Source organism: Stenotrophomonas pavanii (genome assembly GCF_900101175.1).
Lineage (GTDB): Bacteria > Pseudomonadota > Gammaproteobacteria > Xanthomonadales > Xanthomonadaceae > Stenotrophomonas > Stenotrophomonas pavanii.
This window is the reverse complement of the sequence record NZ_FNFQ01000003.1, coordinates 318194-333672: the sequence shown is the minus strand read 5'-3', so window position 1 is coordinate 333672 and position 15479 is coordinate 318194. Positions and strand designations below refer to the sequence as shown.

Annotated in this window: 15 protein-coding genes; 6 read left to right on the top strand and 9 right to left on the bottom strand. The window is 66.3% G+C overall.

Features of this window, described 5'->3' with window-relative positions:
• Positions 1–10: 10 nt before the first annotated feature.
• A complete protein-coding gene (locus BLS66_RS20880) occupies positions 11–976 on the top strand; it encodes a hypothetical protein (RefSeq protein WP_244152968.1) in 966 nt (321 codons plus the stop codon).
• A 711-nt stretch (positions 977–1687) separates the two neighbouring features.
• Entirely contained in the window at positions 1688–3652 is a 1965-nt protein-coding gene (locus BLS66_RS07665) for an autotransporter family protein (protein ID WP_244152967.1), read from the top strand.
• Between the two features lie 444 nt (positions 3653–4096).
• Here the strand turns inward: BLS66_RS07665 and BLS66_RS07660 are convergent, their stop codons facing one another.
• A complete protein-coding gene (locus BLS66_RS07660; protein WP_143025139.1) occupies positions 4097–4450 on the bottom strand; it encodes a hypothetical protein in 354 nt (117 codons plus the stop codon).
• 477 nt (positions 4451–4927) lie between these two features.
• On the opposite strand from BLS66_RS07660, the gene BLS66_RS07655 reads away from it, so the two are divergent.
• Positions 4928–5338 (top strand): hypothetical protein, encoded by a 411-nt coding sequence (locus BLS66_RS07655; RefSeq protein WP_074725571.1) that lies wholly within the window; start codon positions 4928–4930, stop codon positions 5336–5338.
• A gap of 21 nt (positions 5339–5359) precedes the next feature.
• Here BLS66_RS07655 and BLS66_RS07650 read toward each other — a convergent pair whose 3' ends face one another.
• The 3 genes from BLS66_RS07650 to BLS66_RS20360 all read right to left on the bottom strand — a co-directional run bounded on the left by BLS66_RS07650 (position 5360) and on the right by BLS66_RS20360 (position 9447).
• Positions 5360–5863, bottom strand: a complete 504-nt coding sequence (locus BLS66_RS07650; protein WP_049468261.1) for a fimbrial protein — start codon at positions 5861–5863, stop codon at positions 5360–5362.
• Between the two features lie 16 nt (positions 5864–5879).
• On the bottom strand, positions 5880–8393 hold the full coding sequence (locus BLS66_RS07645; protein WP_074725570.1) for a fimbria/pilus outer membrane usher protein: 2514 nt from the start codon (positions 8391–8393) through the stop codon (positions 5880–5882).
• Between the two features lie 70 nt (positions 8394–8463).
• Positions 8464–9447, bottom strand: a complete 984-nt coding sequence (locus tag BLS66_RS20360) for a fimbrial protein (RefSeq protein WP_167357702.1) — start codon at positions 9445–9447, stop codon at positions 8464–8466.
• A 257-nt stretch (positions 9448–9704) separates the two neighbouring features.
• Between BLS66_RS20360 and BLS66_RS07635 the strand changes: the two genes are divergently transcribed.
• The 3 genes from BLS66_RS07635 to BLS66_RS07625 are packed head-to-tail and all read left to right on the top strand — an operon-like array spanning position 9705 to position 11421.
• Positions 9705–10220 carry a fimbrial protein gene (locus BLS66_RS07635; protein WP_074725642.1) on the top strand — a complete coding sequence of 172 codons (516 nt, stop codon included), beginning with the start codon at positions 9705–9707 and terminating at the stop codon, positions 10218–10220.
• A 57-nt stretch (positions 10221–10277) separates the two neighbouring features.
• Positions 10278–11000: a fimbrial biogenesis chaperone gene (locus BLS66_RS07630; protein ID WP_074725569.1), complete on the top strand. Its 723-nt coding sequence runs from the start codon at positions 10278–10280 to the stop codon at positions 10998–11000.
• Positions 11001–11049: 49 nt separating this feature from the next.
• Positions 11050–11421, top strand: coding sequence for a DUF805 domain-containing protein (locus BLS66_RS07625; RefSeq protein ID WP_074725568.1), 372 nt, complete (start codon positions 11050–11052; stop codon positions 11419–11421).
• A gap of 195 nt (positions 11422–11616) precedes the next feature.
• Here the strand turns inward: BLS66_RS07625 and thiL are convergent, their stop codons facing one another.
• From thiL to BLS66_RS07600, 5 genes are all read right to left on the bottom strand, one after another.
• Positions 11617–12579, bottom strand: a complete 963-nt coding sequence (thiL, locus tag BLS66_RS07620) for a thiamine-phosphate kinase (protein ID WP_049415692.1) — start codon at positions 12577–12579, stop codon at positions 11617–11619.
• Between the two features lie 120 nt (positions 12580–12699).
• Positions 12700–13179 carry a transcription antitermination factor NusB gene (gene nusB, locus BLS66_RS07615; protein ID WP_005415268.1) on the bottom strand — a complete coding sequence of 160 codons (480 nt, stop codon included), beginning with the start codon at positions 13177–13179 and terminating at the stop codon, positions 12700–12702.
• Positions 13176–13643 (bottom strand): 6,7-dimethyl-8-ribityllumazine synthase, encoded by a 468-nt coding sequence (gene ribH / locus BLS66_RS07610; protein WP_012479138.1) that lies wholly within the window; start codon positions 13641–13643, stop codon positions 13176–13178. Before ribH ends, nusB begins: the two co-directional genes overlap by 4 nt.
• A 135-nt stretch (positions 13644–13778) precedes the next feature.
• A complete protein-coding gene (gene ribB, locus BLS66_RS07605; RefSeq protein WP_074725567.1) occupies positions 13779–14879 on the bottom strand; it encodes a 3,4-dihydroxy-2-butanone-4-phosphate synthase in 1101 nt (366 codons plus the stop codon).
• A complete protein-coding gene (locus BLS66_RS07600) occupies positions 14876–15478 on the bottom strand; it encodes a riboflavin synthase (protein WP_074725566.1) in 603 nt (200 codons plus the stop codon). The genes ribB and BLS66_RS07600 overlap by 4 nt, the downstream gene beginning before the upstream one ends.
• Between the last annotated feature and the right edge of the window lies 1 nt (position 15479).

Genomic DNA, 15479 nt, shown 5'->3' with positions numbered 1-15479 from the left:
TGATGCCGAAGTGTCCGTAAACATCGACGCCATCGAGCAGCAGCGTCCCGCCGGAGCCCGTCGCGAAGCTGATCGCGCTGGCGTGATCCCCACCTGTGTGGATACTGCCCCCTCGCATCTCAACGTCTCCGACGACATAGAGTCCCTGGCCGGAACGCCCGTGGGTCAGGTTGATGTCCACATCCTCCAGCAGCAGCTTTCCAGTACCGGCCAGCACACCGCCTGCACCTGCACCTGTCCCGTTGATCTGAACCGAACGCAGGTGCACGTCGGCCCCGTCCTGCAGCCATGCGCCGTAGCCGTCACCGTGCATGTCGATGCGGACATGCTCCGCCGTCAAGCTGCCACCGCGCACTTCCAGACCATTGGACTGGCTACCCTTGACCTCGATGACGGCACCTTTCACATCGGCCGCCCCCCCCTGCACGAAGACACCATGCGACAAGCTACCTTGCGTGGTGATGCTGACGCGATCCAGGACCAGTTGGCCGCCCAGGGCCTCTGCCCCATTCGACACACTGCCTTCGGTCTGGATGCGCGTGTCAACCACCTCGATATGCCCGCCATTGGCGGCAGAGACCCCCGCCGCACCCGAGCCTGTCGTCAGTATGCTGCCTTGCTGCAACGCAATCTTGCTGCCCGCATCCTCCGCCCGCGCCGCGGCGGCGCGCATGCCGTCCGTACGAAGATTGACCGCACCGGTTGGAACAATGGTGCCTCCATTGAGTGCGTGGAAGGCATAGCCAGCCGGGTTGCCAGGCTCCACCGGCTCGGTCGTGGCATAGTCGCCGGCCGCAGGCGTCTGTTCGTCACCGTCGGCGACGACCTGTTGTGCGTGCGCGGTGGAAGTGGCAGCGAGTATGGCTGTCAACGCCAGTGCCAAGGAATCGTGGCGGGGGAAGTGGTCGTGCATGGCATGTCTCTGGGGAACTGCCTTACATGCTCGGTGTCTGCAGCGCTCTCGGACATCGAATGATTTGCAGTCTGCGCAGGTGCGACCGTCTGCCGCAGTTTCATGAACGCATGCAGTTCGATGAGAGGCGGAAAGCCGGCTTTACAACTATTTGCATGGCTCCGGGGCAGGGGGAGCGCAAGACTGGGCTCATTCCAGACACGCGCTGTCGCAAAAGCCCCCATCACATCGTCTTCACGCTGCGTGCGCGTAATACGCACACGCATGAACAGGGGGTCGCTTTCACCGCAGTGCGAAGTCCAATTCGTTTCCGCCTATGAGGACCTTCCGATGCGTCATCACTACCGCTTTCCCCGACCCGCCCTTCGGCCGTTGGCTCGCAGCCTGCTGGTGGCAATGGCCTTGGTGCCAGCAGCCACCGTCGCCGCAGGAGATCTGGATAACGAACACAAGATTGTGGGATCGGGCGACCCTGTCGAAGAGTGGACGCTGCGGAACTGGTCGCTGCTTCGCGTTCAAGGTGGCGAGACGAATGCGATCCAAGCCAACAATTCCGACGTACTGGCACTCGATGCCATCGTCCGTCGCAGTGGCACCCACCAGGTCGCAATCGACCTCAGTGGGGACTCTTCTCTGCAACTCGGCACCAGCACCGTGCGTGGTGGCGGTATCCGTGTCAGTGGTTCATCAAACGCCCATCTGATCGGCAGTCGCATCCTGGTCACCGCCGCAGACGGCCTGTCACCCACTGAATCACTCAGCATCGGCCTCTTGATGGGTAGCACGCCGGCCAGCGCGCCGCTGCCCGGTGCATGGGCCATCATCGATTCCACCTACATGCGGGTGGAGGACACTGCCACGGGCAGTGATATCGCCAGCGGCCTGGGCGTTCGCATGGAAAACGGCAAGGTCAGCATCGTCAACGGGTCGCGCATCGATGCAGACAACGTGGGCGTACTGATGTTTGGCACGCGCAACACCCCCGACACGCTGCAGCTCGCCGTGGACGGCTCCACGATCGCGTCTGGCCGCGGCGCCGCCATCCGTGTAGCGGCCGACCAGCCCGCCGACTTCGTCATCAACGTCAGTAACGGCGCTCAGCTGCACGGCGGCAACGGCAACCTGCTGCAGGTCGATTCCCGCACCGGCAGCGCTACGCCGGGTGCCAGCCACGTGACCTTCAACGTGGATGATGCTCGGATTGCAGGCAATGTCAGTTTCGACGCAGCTACTGTCGACGGCACCCTCGATGTCTTCCTGCGCAACAAGGCACAGATCGATGGCCGCTTCCTCAACGTCACTTCGGCCAGCATCGACAGCGGCAGCACCTGGCTGATGACCGGCGACAGCACTGTCGGTCATCTCGCACTGGGCAGCACCGGCACGGTGGCGCTGGGCAATGGCAGTACGTTCAACACCCTCACTGTGGATACCTTCGACGGTGCCGGCGGCACCCTGCTGTTCAACACCCAGCTGGGTGACGACAGCTCGGCCACCGACAAGCTGATCATCAAGGGCGATGCCAACGGCCAGGCCAACGTGCGTGTGCTCAATGCCGGTGGCGCGGGCGCGAAGACCGAAAAGGGCATCGAGCTGATCCGCGTGGGCGGTGCCTCCAACGCGCAGTTCGACCTGCAGGGCCGCGCGGTGGGCGGGCAGTACGAGTACTTCCTGTTCAAGGACGCCACCAACGGCGGCTGGTACCTGCGCTCGGAGCTGGCCGGCACGCCGGACCCGTGCGTGGTGGATCCCACGCTGCCGGAGTGCACGCCGGTCGATCCGGTGGACCCGGTCGATCCCGTTGATCCGATCGACCCGACGCCGGTGCTGCGCCCGGAGGCCGGCGCGTACCTGGCCAACCAGTTCGCGATGGACCAGCTGCTGCGCCACGGCTGGCGCGACCGCCAGGGCGGCAACACCTCCGCCGTGGATGGCGTGCGTGGCTGGGCCCGCGTGGACGCTGCGCAGAGCAAGCTGTCGGCGGTGGAAGACCAGCTGGACCTGCGCGTGGACCGCTCGCGCCTGCAGCTGGGTGCGGACATCGGCGTGTTCGACAACGGCCAGGGCCGCGTCGGCGTGATGGGTACGCTGGCCAAGTCCGATGCTACTTCGCGTTCGCAGCTGACCGGCTACAGCGCACGCGGCAAGGTCAACGGTGGCGCGCTGGGCGTGTACGGCAACTGGAGCAACGATGCACTGTATGTGGATGCCAGCGTGCAGCGCGGCCAGTTCCGCAACCGCGTGCAGGGCGAAGGCCTGGCCGAGGAACGCTACGACTCGGACATCTGGCAGTCGTCGCTGGAAGCCGGCTACCGCATTGGCATCGGCCAGATCGGCAGCACGGCGCTGAGCCTGCAGCCGGAACTGCAGCTGATCTACACCGAAGCCAACACCGATCGCCACGAAGAAACCAACGGCACGGTGGTGCGCAGCCTGGGCGACAGCGGTCTGTCCGGCCGCGTGGGCCTGCGCCTGCAGGGAGAAGGCCGCGGTGCCGCCGGTGCATCGGTCAGCCCGTATGTGGTGGCCAACTGGTACCGCGATGACGCCAGCAACGGCATGGCGTTCGACGATGAAGCGCTGAGGGCCAGCGTGCCGCGCAACCGCTACGAGCTCAGTGCCGGTGCGCGCGTGGACTTCCGTTCCGGGCTGAGTGCGTGGGGTGGCTTCGGCGTGATGCGCGGTGACCATGGTTACCGCGAAGCGACGGCCAATCTGAGCATGTCGTACAAGTGGTGAGGTAGAAACACGCACGGCGCCGGATGATTCCGGCGCCGCTTTACTTTGCTCGTGTAGAACCGGGCCAACGCTCGGCTACGTTCTGCATCAGCCAAGCAAGCTCGGCGCCGATGGCAAGGAACCATGGACCTGTCTGGTCAGTGTTTTCTTCCGGCAGCGATCCACTCTTTCGGGCTGATTCGGGCTGATTCGGGCTGATTCGGGCTGATTCGGGCTGATCTGGGCTGATTCGGGCTGATCCGGGCTGATCCGGGCTGATCCGGCCAGAGGAGTAATCAGGATGGGGCCTCCCACGTGCCCCGTCTGCACCGCTTCACAGTTCAGCAGCGGGAACCCCGAAAACCGGTAGTGCCTCCGGCATCCCGACCAATGAATGCCTGGGTATCAACAAACAGCTCGACGATGGCGATGGCGAAGGCGAAAGCGAAAGCGAAAGCGAAAGCGTCACTCTGCGCCAATCAGGATAAGGCGGCCGTCGTCTGTGGGATGCAGTTGCAGAAAAACATCCCGGCCATTCTTGTGGAACATGGACCAGCAGACCGCCTGCCAGCCAAGGCCACAATTGACCTCGGGAAATCCAAGCACGGTCGCATGCGAGTACTCGCGTGGTATTCCGCCCCACCCCGCTTTCAACAGGGCAGGGCGTAGCGTTCTGTAGTCCATCTCCCATCGCGCGCCCAATGCCTTCAGCGTGCCCGGCATCGGCGACGGATTTTCCTTGTAGCTGCCCATTCTGTAGCCGGGCTCTATGACGTCCGGCGAAGAGGCCAGCAAGAACGCGAGCAAGAGAATTTTCATCTACCCAGCGTAGCGGCACCGCTGAGCGCGGCAACCCCCGCTGAAGCTGATGCCACTTCGACGAAGTGGTTGAGCGCGCTCGACTCTACGGTGCGAGCGGCGAAGAATGTCGCATTTGGCAAGAATCGCCATCCGCTACCTGCCAGCGACAAAGTTGCAACGCTTTCGAACTTTCCAACAATTCTCATTGGCGGCACGGGCGCTTCATGCAAATCATGTAGCGCCACCGACAACGGGTGGCACGGGCTTCCAATCCCGTTAGGTAACTCTGTTGTTTACGCTTGCCTGCCGGCGTCACCCTTTCCTTGTTGGGTGGCGTCGGCAGGCATTCTGTCCGCGCACCTATGGCGGGCGGTGCGTGGGGGCCTCGTGCCCGCCGGCGTTTCGCAGAGCTACCACCGGTATTGGAACCACGCACCGTCCGCCGCCCCGCTGTTAAGCAGGGTGGCACCTTGCCGCTTGCACAAGGACGCCGCCATGACCGCTTCCCCTTACCCGCACCTGTTCGCCACCCTGGGCGAGGCCGCCACGCGCCTGCCCGATGACCTGGCCCGCACGCTGGAAGACACCTTCGTTGCGCTGCAGACCGGTAGCAGTCCTGGCGCCATCACCCTGCAGGCCTGCCTGCAGTACATCCGCCAGGGCGATGCCGCCGATGGCCAGCCGTGGCCCGGCACCAACCGTGCACCCGGCCAGCGCCTGGCCTTGGCACGCATCGACCGCGCCAATGCGGGGCTGAGTTTCCTGCTGGAACTACTGCACGCCACCGAACGCGTCCGCGTGGACGGGGATATCGACCAGCACATGGATGACGGCGCGCGCGAAGGGCTGTTGCTGGCCTGCCGTGGGCTGGCCGAGTATGTGGATGTGCAGTTGCGGGCGGTATGACAACCCGCAACCGCAGCCTGTTCAATCGTAGAGCGCAGTCACGGTAATGGCCGTCTCCACGGCACCCGCGTTGACGCCGCTGGTCGTGGGCAGGTAATAGCCCGCGCGCAGCGTATAGCTGGCCGTGGCGCCGGTCACTGGCACTTCGATGCCGGTATCGCCCTTCTTCAGATAGACGTTGCCCGTGGCCCCGGCCAACAAGGCGACCGAAACGCCTCGTGCCGGATCGGTGCTGGCCGTGTTCTTCCAGCGCTGCGCATCACCATCGGCCGCGGTGCCGTCGAAGGACAGCGTGGCTTTGGCAACACCGATGCAGCCAGTGAAGTTCAACGTGCCCTGCTTGAGCAGGTTGTCACCCACCTTCAGCTCGTCGGCCTTTACGTTGTCCAGGGTGATGGCCGGTGCCGTCAGCGTACAGGTGCCGGGCAATACGCGACCGGAAATGGTGAGCGTGGCCGCCGCAGCGCTGCCGAGCGGCACGACCAGTGCCAGAAGGGTGAAAGAGGGTAGCAGCAGGCGTTTCATCGGGTACTCCAGGAGATCAGTAGACGGGGAGGCCGGCCGTTGCCGATTGGGGTGAGGTCGCCAAGGGCTGGCAGATGCCCTGCGACCAGGACAGGCCGTAGGCATCGGGCGCGTCGGGTAGTTGATAGACCAGGCGGCAGCGCTGCGGGCCGTCCGGATCGACGATCAGCGCGCCTTCGGGCGGTGCGCCACGCAACTGGATGACGCCGCCCTGCCCCACCGCGCCGGCGGGCGTGCCGTCCTCGCGCTGCACGCGCGCCGCAAACGGCAAGGGCTGGCCCAGTGCATCGGTGGCATCGATGAACAAGGTGTGCTCGCGGCGCACCTCGAACGGCACGCGCACGATGCCGCCGGCGGTGGGCGCAACACGCTGCGAGGTCTGCAGCAGTTCCACCTCCAGCGGCAGCCCAGAAGGGTCCAGATCGATGCGGTTCCAGCGATAGGGGCTGACGTGCGGCAACAACGCGTAGCCATTGCGTGCCACGCGGATATCCACACCCGTGCCGACCTGCGCGCCCTCTGCGCCTGGCGCATGCACCAGCACGAAACCGTCGCCTGCCGGTGGCCCCATGTTCAGGCCGCCGGCGTGCGCCACCAGCGTACCGGAGGCACTGAGTGTCTGGCTGCTGTGGCCGCTCGCCCGGCTGTAGGCCGCGTTGACGTTGGCGTAGCGGCCCTGGTAGTCCAGATAGGCGCTGCTGCTGGTTCCACTGCGGCCCTGCACGCTGGACACCGAATAGTTCAGCGCGCGCCGCTCGCCGAGGTACCCACTCACGCCTGCCTGCACCTGCTGACCGCCACTGGCGTGACTGATCCGGGTGCTCACCCGCGGGGCGTTTCCGGTGCGTCCCAGCGGCATGCTGAGGGTGAATGCATAGCGTGTGTCGGGCCGGCCACTTCCCAGCCGGTAGCGCTGCACGGAAACACCGTAGTTGGCCAGGCCGACTGTGCCGTTGAAGCCGAACTGGAAGTCGGTCTGCCGCTGTGCAGTGTCCCAGTACGCTACGTGCCCGCCGTTGAGGAACAGCTGGCCGGCCGTGCCCAGGCGCTGGGACAGGTTGGCCTGGTAGCGCTGCCGCGCACGCCCGGCGTAGCCCCAGTCGTCGGCCGCCGCGCGCGCTACATCGTTCAGGGTGAGGAACCCCTGCGTGCTGTAGCGATAGGCGGCAAGACCCACGTTGGTCCCCGTGCGCGAGACGTAGCGCTGGTAGTTCAGGCGCAGGCTGCTGCCGGCGACTGCAGGGCGTCCGTGCAGCTGCGCCTGCGAGTGGGTGACATCGGCGCCAACGGCGCCCCATCGCGAGTTGACCGCAGCACCGGCGATGACCGCCCGATAGCCCTGTGCGACCTGGATGCCGCCCAATGCCGTGAGGTGATTGCTGAGACCGCGCGCATACGTACCCTCGGCGAAGCGCAGCGCGGTGACGTCGTTGCCAACGTCCCGCAGCGTGCCGGCACTGGCACTGAATCGGGAGCTGCCCTCGCGCAGGGCCTGCGGCACCGCGGAGAAGCTCACGTTGAAGCGCTGGCTGCGCCCGTCGGCTTCGGTAACGACGACCTCCAGGTCGCCGCCATAGTTGGTCGGGTACAGATCGTCGATGACGAACGGCCCGGGCGCTACGCTGACTTCATGGATGACGATGCCGTTCTGCTGGATGCTGACCAGGGCGTTGCCTTCGGCGATGCCGCGCACGGCCGGTGCGTAGCCACGCAACGAGTCGGGCAGCATGCGCTCGTCGGTATACAGGCGGGCCCCGGTGAAGGCCACGCTGTCGAACAGTTCGCCGCCGGTATGGCCCTCACCCAGCAGCAACTGGCTGTTGATGGCCGGCAGATCGCGTTGCAGGTGGCTGCTGATCGTTCGATAGCGGGTTCCCTGCGTGCCGTGGCTGAACGCACCGCGATGGCGCGCGCGCCAGTGGCCCAGGTTGAACCCCCCGTTCAGGCCTACGTAGCTGCTGTCGCGGGTGTCGCTGCGGTAGTGGTTGGCGGTGTAATTGACGAAACCGGCGGCAATGCCGGGATCGCGCTGCTCGGCCATCACGTGGCCGCGGGCAGCGCGTTCCTGCATCGCCTGCGGCACGGTCAGCAACAACTGCAGGCTGCTGTCGTCGAAGGTGGCCGTGGCGCCCGGCACAACCGTCGGCAGATCGATACAGCCGGTATCGACGGCGTCTGCGCGGACCACCTGCAGCCGTTCCGCACGCAGCTGCAATGCGTCCAGCAGGCCATCCGGCAGGCAGGGGCGTGCGCTGGCGTGTCCGTCCGGGACCACGAAGCGGATATCCCGGGTCTGCTCAAACTGGCCGTTGATCCAGACATCGACCCGGTGCAGACCGGCCTCGACCGGATTGCCCTGCGCATAGCGGCGCATATCGATGGCCTGCCCACCCACCAGGAATCCTTCGCTGAACTCGATGGCGGGCGCGGCAACAGCGGCGCCAGGAACCGAGAGGGACAGCGCCGCTGCAATGGCACGCGGCAGGCGGCAGCGCTCGCGTGCGCGCGTGAAGGATCGAAGGGTGGTCATGACAGGTGGTGTACGAAGGGACGTCGCGCAAGGCCGCGCGGTGGCAGCGACAGGAAGGAACGCGCGTGCATCAGTAGTAGTCGGCAAGCAGCGATACTTCGCTGCGGATGGTCCCGGTGCGCAGTTCTGCAGGCGTGCGCTGGTAGCGGGCACTGAACGGAACCGACATGACCGTGCCCGTGGTGGTGCCATAGCTCCACGGCTGCTGCATGCGCACGGGTGCTCCAGCCTGCAACACCTGCAGTGCAACGCCGGCCGTCGTGCTTCCCGGCGCAGGGGCCAGGATGTCGCCGGTGTTGGCAGCGTCGTGCACGTCGCGCATCTCCAGCACCAGCGGACGACCGCTGGCGCCACAGTTGATGGCGACGTTGAAGGCCTTTTCGCCTGCGCTCTGCTGCTGATCGAGCGTCTGCGCATCGATCGGATCCAGCGTTATGGCCTGGGGCGTTACCGCGCAAGTCTGTGCGTGGAAGCGGAAACCCGCGCTGATGTGGTGCTTGCCGCCGCTGCCACTGAAAGTGGTAGAGACAGTACCCACAGGCATCGATGCGACATCACGCATCGGCCCCCCGCGTGAATAGATGCTGAGATTGACCAGCACTTCCTTGCGATCGCCTCCGCTTATATCGACGACCTGTGGAACACCATCGCGGAACGGCGTACTGCCACCTTCAACCTCTTCAAGCGGGCACTCCGCATCGTGTTCTTCGCAGGCGCCAGAGTTGAAAGAGAGCACGATCAGGGGCGAGGTCGCGTTGATCTCATACGCGGGATCGAAGCCACCGTCTGGATTCATGATGTCGCGCGCGTAGCGCAGGCCGTTGAACAGTGGCTGCAGCTGCGCCCTTCTGTCGGCGGGGTCGCAGACCAGGGCCAGGCGGCCGCTGGCCCGGCCCAGGAACTGATCAGGCGCATCGACGAAGGCAACGTCGAACACGCGATCGATGAACACATCGCCGCTGATGGGGCGACACGCAGCGGAGGCACCCGACGCAGCAGCCAACAGTGCAAGCGCAAGAGGGAGCGTTCGTGGATCAAGACGTGCGCCATGCATGGAGTGGCTCCGAGAGGGGGCGAAGGCAGGTGCCTGTGGGCCGAATCGCAAGTGCGGCTCGGCGGCAGCCAGTAGCGGAAGGAAGCGCACAGTAGTTCGCCCCACCCTGCAGCCCCATACAAAAAGTTGCATTCGCCGCCAGCAGGAAACCGTTTACAACAAGTTGCATGGTGGTGCGGCCGCGCGACATCGACACTGCGCATCGTTCGGTGGCCCGCGGCTGCCGACGCCTCCCATTCCGCAACGAGAAGGCTTCGATGTCGATCAAACTGAACCTGCTGGCGCTGTCCGCGCTGGCGATCCTGGCTGCACCCGCTGCCCAGGCCGAACGGCTGGAAATCACCGGCGAACTGATGACCTCCACCTGCAGTGTCGGCTCCGCGGGCGGCACCATCACCGTGCCGATGGGCAAAGTGGATCTGGCGTCGGTCAACGCCGGTACCCGTGCCGGCCAGAAGAACTTCAGCATTGCCCTGGATTGCTCCGGCTCGGGCGCTGCGCAGGACGTTGGCGTGCGCTTCGGTGGCACGCCTGAGGGAAGTACCGGCAACCTGGCACTGACCGCAGCATCCGGTGCGACCAATGTGGGCGTGGCGCTGTATGACGCGGCGGGCAATCACCAGAAGATCGGTGATGACCCGACCCAGTGGGTGACCATCGCCGCCGGTGGCACTGGCCAGCTGGACTACAGCGCGTGGTATGCCTCGCCGGCCCAGAACGCTACGACCGGCACCGCCAACGCGTCAGGTGACTTCGTGGTGCTCTACAAGTAAACGGTATCCGGCGCACGCGCACGGATGCGCGCGTGCGTCGCCTGCATGAGGTCTTCCATGAAACTCCGCCCATCGTTGTGGTTGCCGGCCCTGCTGGTCATCGCGCTTGTGCTGCCGGCGCAGGCCGCGGTAACCCTGCAAGGCACGCGCATCGTGCACGACGCCAGCAAAAGCCGCGATGTCACGGTCAAGGCCAGCAATGTGGGTGAGCAACCCGCGATGACGCAGGTCTGGATCGACGCGGGCGACAGCCATGCGCGTCCGGAGAGCGTGCGCACGCCGTTCCGGCTGACGCCATCCGAGCCGCGCCTGTTGCAGGCCAAGCAGGCACAGGCCTATCGCATCACCTATGCGCCGCGGCCTTCGGAAGCGCCGCTGCCGACAGATCGCGAGTCGGTGTTCTACTTCAACCTGCTGGATATCCCGCCCAAGCCGGCCAATGCCGGCGACCGCAACCTGCTGCAGTTCGCGGTGCGCACGCGGGTGAAGCTGTTCCATCGCCCCGCCGGCCTGCCGGGCAGTGCGCGCGATGCGCCGGGCCAGCTGCAGTGGCGCATGGCGGCAGGGGCATTGCAGATCAGCAATCCCACTGCCTATCACGTGACACTGACTTCGTTGACCTTGCCCGATGGCAGCAGGGTGCCGGCGGACATGATCGCGCCCGGTGCACAGGTACGGCTGCCGCTGCCAGCCAGTGCTTCGGTGCCCAACAGCCTGACATTCCAGTGGCTGGACGACTACGGCACCACGCGCGATGCCCAGGCAAAGGTCATTCACTGATTGACGCCGGGCAATGGCTCGGCGCTACCTAGAGAGAGAAACACACAGCATGAAAAAGATGATGACTCCGCTTACCCGCTACACCCAGTTCAGCGGGCGCGCCAGCCGCAGCGAGTTCTGGTGGTTCCAGTTGTTCGTCGTGATCGCGTTGATACCGTCGAATGTGCTGGGCTTCATTGCTGGCTACACCGGTTCAGGCACGCTGGCACTGATATCGACGGGCGTGGGCGCGCTGGTGTGGCTGGCGATCATCGTGCCGATGATTGCAGTGACCGTGCGCCGCCTGCATGACACCGACCGTTCCGGCTGGTGGTACCTGCTGATGCTGGTGCCGATTGTGGGCCTGGTGGTGCTGGTGTTCATGCTGCTGCCGAGCACCCCGGGCGACAACCGCTTCGGTGCGCCGGTGCCGCATGTGTAATCGCCACGCGTTGGCAGGTGTCGACCCTGGTCGACACGGTGTTGCCAAGGGCGGCTGACACATTCGTGCCAACCCCGGTTGGCACCTGCCCGAGCGATGCCGAGGTGCTTCACCTGGGGTCAGAGCCCTTTGCGGCGCAAAGGGATCTGACCCCACGCCGGAAGGTTGGCACCCAGCAGCGCAGTACCGCTGCGGCTACGCGAAGTGCTGGTATCCGCCGTCGGCGGCTTCGCCGTCCACGTGCACGCCCTGCCCTTCGGCGATGCGGCCGATGCGGGTGAGCGGCACGTCCAGCGATTCGGCCAGGTAGTGCAGCGCATCGCGCTGGTCGGCAGCCGCGGTGAAACACAGCTCGTAGTCGTCGCCCCCGCGCAGTGCGCAGTCGCGTGCAGCGTCGCGGCCGAGCAGTTCACGCAGCGCGTGCGAGATCGGCAGCGAGTCGGCATCCACATGCGCGGCCACGTTGCTGCGCGTGGCGATATGACCGAGGTCGGCCAGCAGGCCGTCGGACACATCCACCGCCGCGTGTGCGAAGGCCCGCAGGCGCAGGCCCAGGGTCACGCGCGGCGTCGGCCGCAGCAGGCGCAGGCGCAGGCTTTCGTAGTCGGCCAGCAGCGTGGCGGTGGCGATGCTCAACGCACCTTGTTGCCACAGGCGCAGCGCGCCGGCGGCATCGCCCAGCGTGCCACTGACCCAGACATCATCACCCACCTGCGCGCGGTCGCGCCGCAGGGCCTGGCCACGCCCGACCTGTCCCATCGCGGTCACCGACAGCGACAGCGGACCGCGCGTGGTGTCGCCACCGACCAGCGCGATGTCGTGCTGGTCGGCCAGGGCGAAGAAGCCATCGGCAAAGGCCTCGATCCAGTCTTCAGATGCTTCCGGCAGCGACAACGCAAGCGTGCACCACGCCGGGCGCGCGCCCATCGCGGCCAGGTCCGACAGGTTGACAGCCAAGGTCTTCCAGCCGATGTCGAAGGCCGGGGTTTCCACCGGGAAGTGCACGCCGCTGTTGAGCGTATCGGCGGTGACCACCAGCTGTTCGTTGGCACGCGGCTGCAGCAGCGCGGCGTCGTCACCGATGCCGAGCAGGATGTCGTCGCGCTCGAGGGTACGGGCGCGGATGCGGTCGATGAGGGCGAATTCGGCCAGGGACATGGGGCGTTCCCGCTGTTGTTCGTGCCGCGCATCGCGCGGTGGGCGGTAGTGCCGGCCGCTGGCCGGCAACCTCAGGATCCCTGCAGCTGCCGGCCAGCGGCCGGCACTACCACAGGCGGGTCAGTGACCCGATTCGACCTTGCGCCATTCCACGGCGGCACGATCCAGCACGCCGTTGACGTAGGTGTGGCCGTGTTCGGAACCGAAGCGCTTGGCCGATTCGATGGCTTCGTTGATCACCACGCGGTACGGCACGTCCAGGCGGTAGCGCAGCTCGTAGGCGGCCAGGCGCAGCACTGCGCGTTCGATCGCGTCCACTTCCTCGATGCCACGGTCCAGGTACGGGCCGAGCGCTTCGTCGATGTCGCGACGGTTGTCGAGCACGCCGTGCACCAGCGCCTCGAAGTACGCCAGGTCGGCAATTTCGCGGGCCTGCTCGTGGGCAAACTGGGCGATCAGCGACTGGGCGTTGCCGCCGGAGATCTGCCAGGCGTAGATGGCCTGCACGGCACGACGGCGGGCGCGCGAGCGCAGCACCGGATCGACGCCATCGCGGCGGACGGGTTTACCGGAGGGCTTGCCCTGGGTGTTCTTGTTCATGGCAGTTGCTCCAGCAGATTGACCATTTCCAGTGCGGCGAGTGCGACTTCCTCGCCCTTGTTGCCGTGGCTGCCGCCTGCGCGGGCCTCGGCGTCTTCCACGCGTTCCACCGCCAGCACGCCGTTCAGCACCGGCACGCCGAAATCCAGCTGCACGCGCATCAGGCCTTCGGCGCAGCGGTCGGCCACGTGTTCGTAGTGGCGGGTGTCGCCACGGATCACGCAGCCCAGGGTGAGGATGGCGGCGTGTTCATGGGCGGCGGCCAGGCGTGCGGCCACCAGCGGCAGTTCCCACGCACCCGGCACGCGGATCACGTCGATGTTGGCTTCGGCAATGCCGTTGCCGGCCAGGCTCTGGCGGGCGCCAGCGACCAGCGTGTCGGTGATGCGGGCATTCCAGCGGCTGGCCAGGATGGCGAAGCGCGCCGACTCGGGAGTGCGAAGATCGCCTTCGTAGTGGCTCATATGCGGCTTGGGGAACTCGATAAGGGGGTAATTCTAGCGTGGATGGGCCCCGGCCGTGGCTGGCGGGGGCCCGCAGGGGCTGCCGACCAGCGGTCGGCACCCACCGGTAGTGGCGGCCGCTGGCCGGCAACCCCATTACAGGGTGACCGTCTCCACCACTTCCAGGCCGTAACCAGCCAGGCCAACCTGGCGGCGCGGGGTGCCCAGCACGCGCAGCTTGCCCAGGCCCAGGTCGGACAGGATCTGCGCGCCGGCACCGTTGCGGCGCCACTGGCCCACGTCCTTGTCCTTGCCCGGCACCACCGGCGCCGGCTGCTGGCGCAGGCGGGCCAGCAGGGCTTCGCCATCGCGCGGGGCCGACAACACCACCATCACGCCGACGCCCTCGGCATCGATCGCACGCAGGGCATCGGTGGCGGCCACGCCGAAATCGTCGCGGCGCCAGTGCAGCAGGTCGGCCAGCGGGTTTTCCACCTGCACGCGCACCAGGGTCGGTGTCTCCGCATCCGGCGTGCCGCGCACCAGCGCGAAATGCAGGTCGTGGGCGATGCGGTCGCGGTAGGTCACCAGCTTGAACGGGCCGAATTCGGTGTCGATCTCGCGCTCGTCCACGCGTTCAACGGTCTTTTCCGTAGCCAGGCGGTAGGCGATCAGATCGGCGATGGAGCCCATCTTCAGGCCATGCTCGCGGGCGAACACTTCCAGCTCCGGGCGGCGCGCCATGCTGCCATCCGGGTTCAGGATCTCCACCAGCACGCCGGCCGGCTCCAGCCCGGCCAGCATGGCCAGGTCGACGCCGGCTTCGGTATGGCCGGCGCGGGTGAGCACCCCGCCCGGCTGGGCGATCAGCGGGAAGATGTGGCCCGGCTGGTGCAGGTCCGACGGCTTGGCGTTGGGCTTCACCGCGGTGCGGATGGTGTGGGCGCGGTCGTGGGCCGAGATGCCGGTGGTAACCCCCTCGGCGGCCTCGATGCTGACCGTGAAGTTGGTCTGGAACTGCGCGGTGTTGGCCTGCACCATCGGCGCCAGGCCGAGGTCGGCGGCGCGGGTGCGGGTCAGCGGCAGGCACACCAGGCCACGGCCGTGGGTGACCATGAAGTTGATGTCCGACGGCTTGACCAGCTCGGCGGCCATGATCAGGTCGCCTTCGTTCTCGCGGTCTTCGTCATCGACGATGACCACCATGCGGCCCAGGCGGATGTCTTCCAGGATTTCCGGAATCGGGGCGAAGTTCATGCGCGTGCTCCTTCGCCCAACAGGCGTTCGACGTAACGGGCCACCAGATCGATTTCCAGATTGACCGCGCTGCCCACGCCGGTGGCGGAGAAGGCGGTGTTGGCCACGGTGTGCGGGATCAGGGCGACTTCAAAACCTTCGTCGTCCACTTCGTTGACGGTGAGGCTGACGCCGTCCACGCAGATCGAGCCCTTCTTGGCGATGTAGCGGCGCAGCGAGGCCGGCGCGGCGAAACGCCAGCGCTGGGCCCGCGCGTCGTTGTGGATGGACAGCACCTGGCCGAGGCCGTCGACGTGGCCGCTGACCAGATGGCCGCCCAGGCGGTCGGTCGGGCGCATGGCGCGCTCCAGGTTGATGACCGCCCCTTCGCCCAGTTGGCCCAGCGTGGTCAGGCCCAGGGTCTCGGTGGAGGCATCGGCCTGGAAGCTGTTGGCGTCGAATGCGATGACGGTGAGGCAGACGCCGTTGATGGCAATGCTCTCGCCCATCTGCACGTGGTCGAACGGCAGATTCCCGACATGGAAGGTGAAGCGGACATCGCCGCCGATGGATTCGCGTGCGGCCAGACGGCCGACGCCTTCGATGATTCCAGTAAACAAG

What these genes read in the sequence shown, in the direction of transcription:
- BLS66_RS07665 (WP_244152967.1), top strand. Translation starts at nt 1,688, where the DNA reads ATGGGTAGCACGCCGGCCAGCGCGCCGCTGCCCGGTGCATGGGCCATC.
- BLS66_RS07660 (WP_143025139.1), bottom strand. Translation starts at nt 4,450, where the DNA reads ATGAAAATTCTCTTGCTCGCGTTCTTGCTGGCCTCTTCGCCGGACGTC.
- BLS66_RS07655 (WP_074725571.1), top strand. Translation starts at nt 4,928, where the DNA reads ATGACCGCTTCCCCTTACCCGCACCTGTTCGCCACCCTGGGCGAGGCC.
- BLS66_RS07650 (WP_049468261.1), bottom strand. Translation starts at nt 5,863, where the DNA reads ATGAAACGCCTGCTGCTACCCTCTTTCACCCTTCTGGCACTGGTCGTG.
- BLS66_RS07645 (WP_074725570.1), bottom strand. Translation starts at nt 8,393, where the DNA reads ATGACCACCCTTCGATCCTTCACGCGCGCACGCGAGCGCTGCCGCCTG.
- BLS66_RS20360 (WP_167357702.1), bottom strand. Translation starts at nt 9,447, where the DNA reads ATGCATGGCGCACGTCTTGATCCACGAACGCTCCCTCTTGCGCTTGCA.
- BLS66_RS07635 (WP_074725642.1), top strand. Translation starts at nt 9,705, where the DNA reads ATGTCGATCAAACTGAACCTGCTGGCGCTGTCCGCGCTGGCGATCCTG.
- BLS66_RS07630 (WP_074725569.1), top strand. Translation starts at nt 10,278, where the DNA reads ATGAAACTCCGCCCATCGTTGTGGTTGCCGGCCCTGCTGGTCATCGCG.
- BLS66_RS07625 (WP_074725568.1), top strand. Translation starts at nt 11,050, where the DNA reads ATGAAAAAGATGATGACTCCGCTTACCCGCTACACCCAGTTCAGCGGG.
- thiL (WP_049415692.1), bottom strand. Translation starts at nt 12,579, where the DNA reads ATGTCCCTGGCCGAATTCGCCCTCATCGACCGCATCCGCGCCCGTACC.
- nusB (WP_005415268.1), bottom strand. Translation starts at nt 13,179, where the DNA reads ATGAACAAGAACACCCAGGGCAAGCCCTCCGGTAAACCCGTCCGCCGC.
- ribH (WP_012479138.1), bottom strand. Translation starts at nt 13,643, where the DNA reads ATGAGCCACTACGAAGGCGATCTTCGCACTCCCGAGTCGGCGCGCTTC.
- ribB (WP_074725567.1), bottom strand. Translation starts at nt 14,879, where the DNA reads ATGAACTTCGCCCCGATTCCGGAAATCCTGGAAGACATCCGCCTGGGC.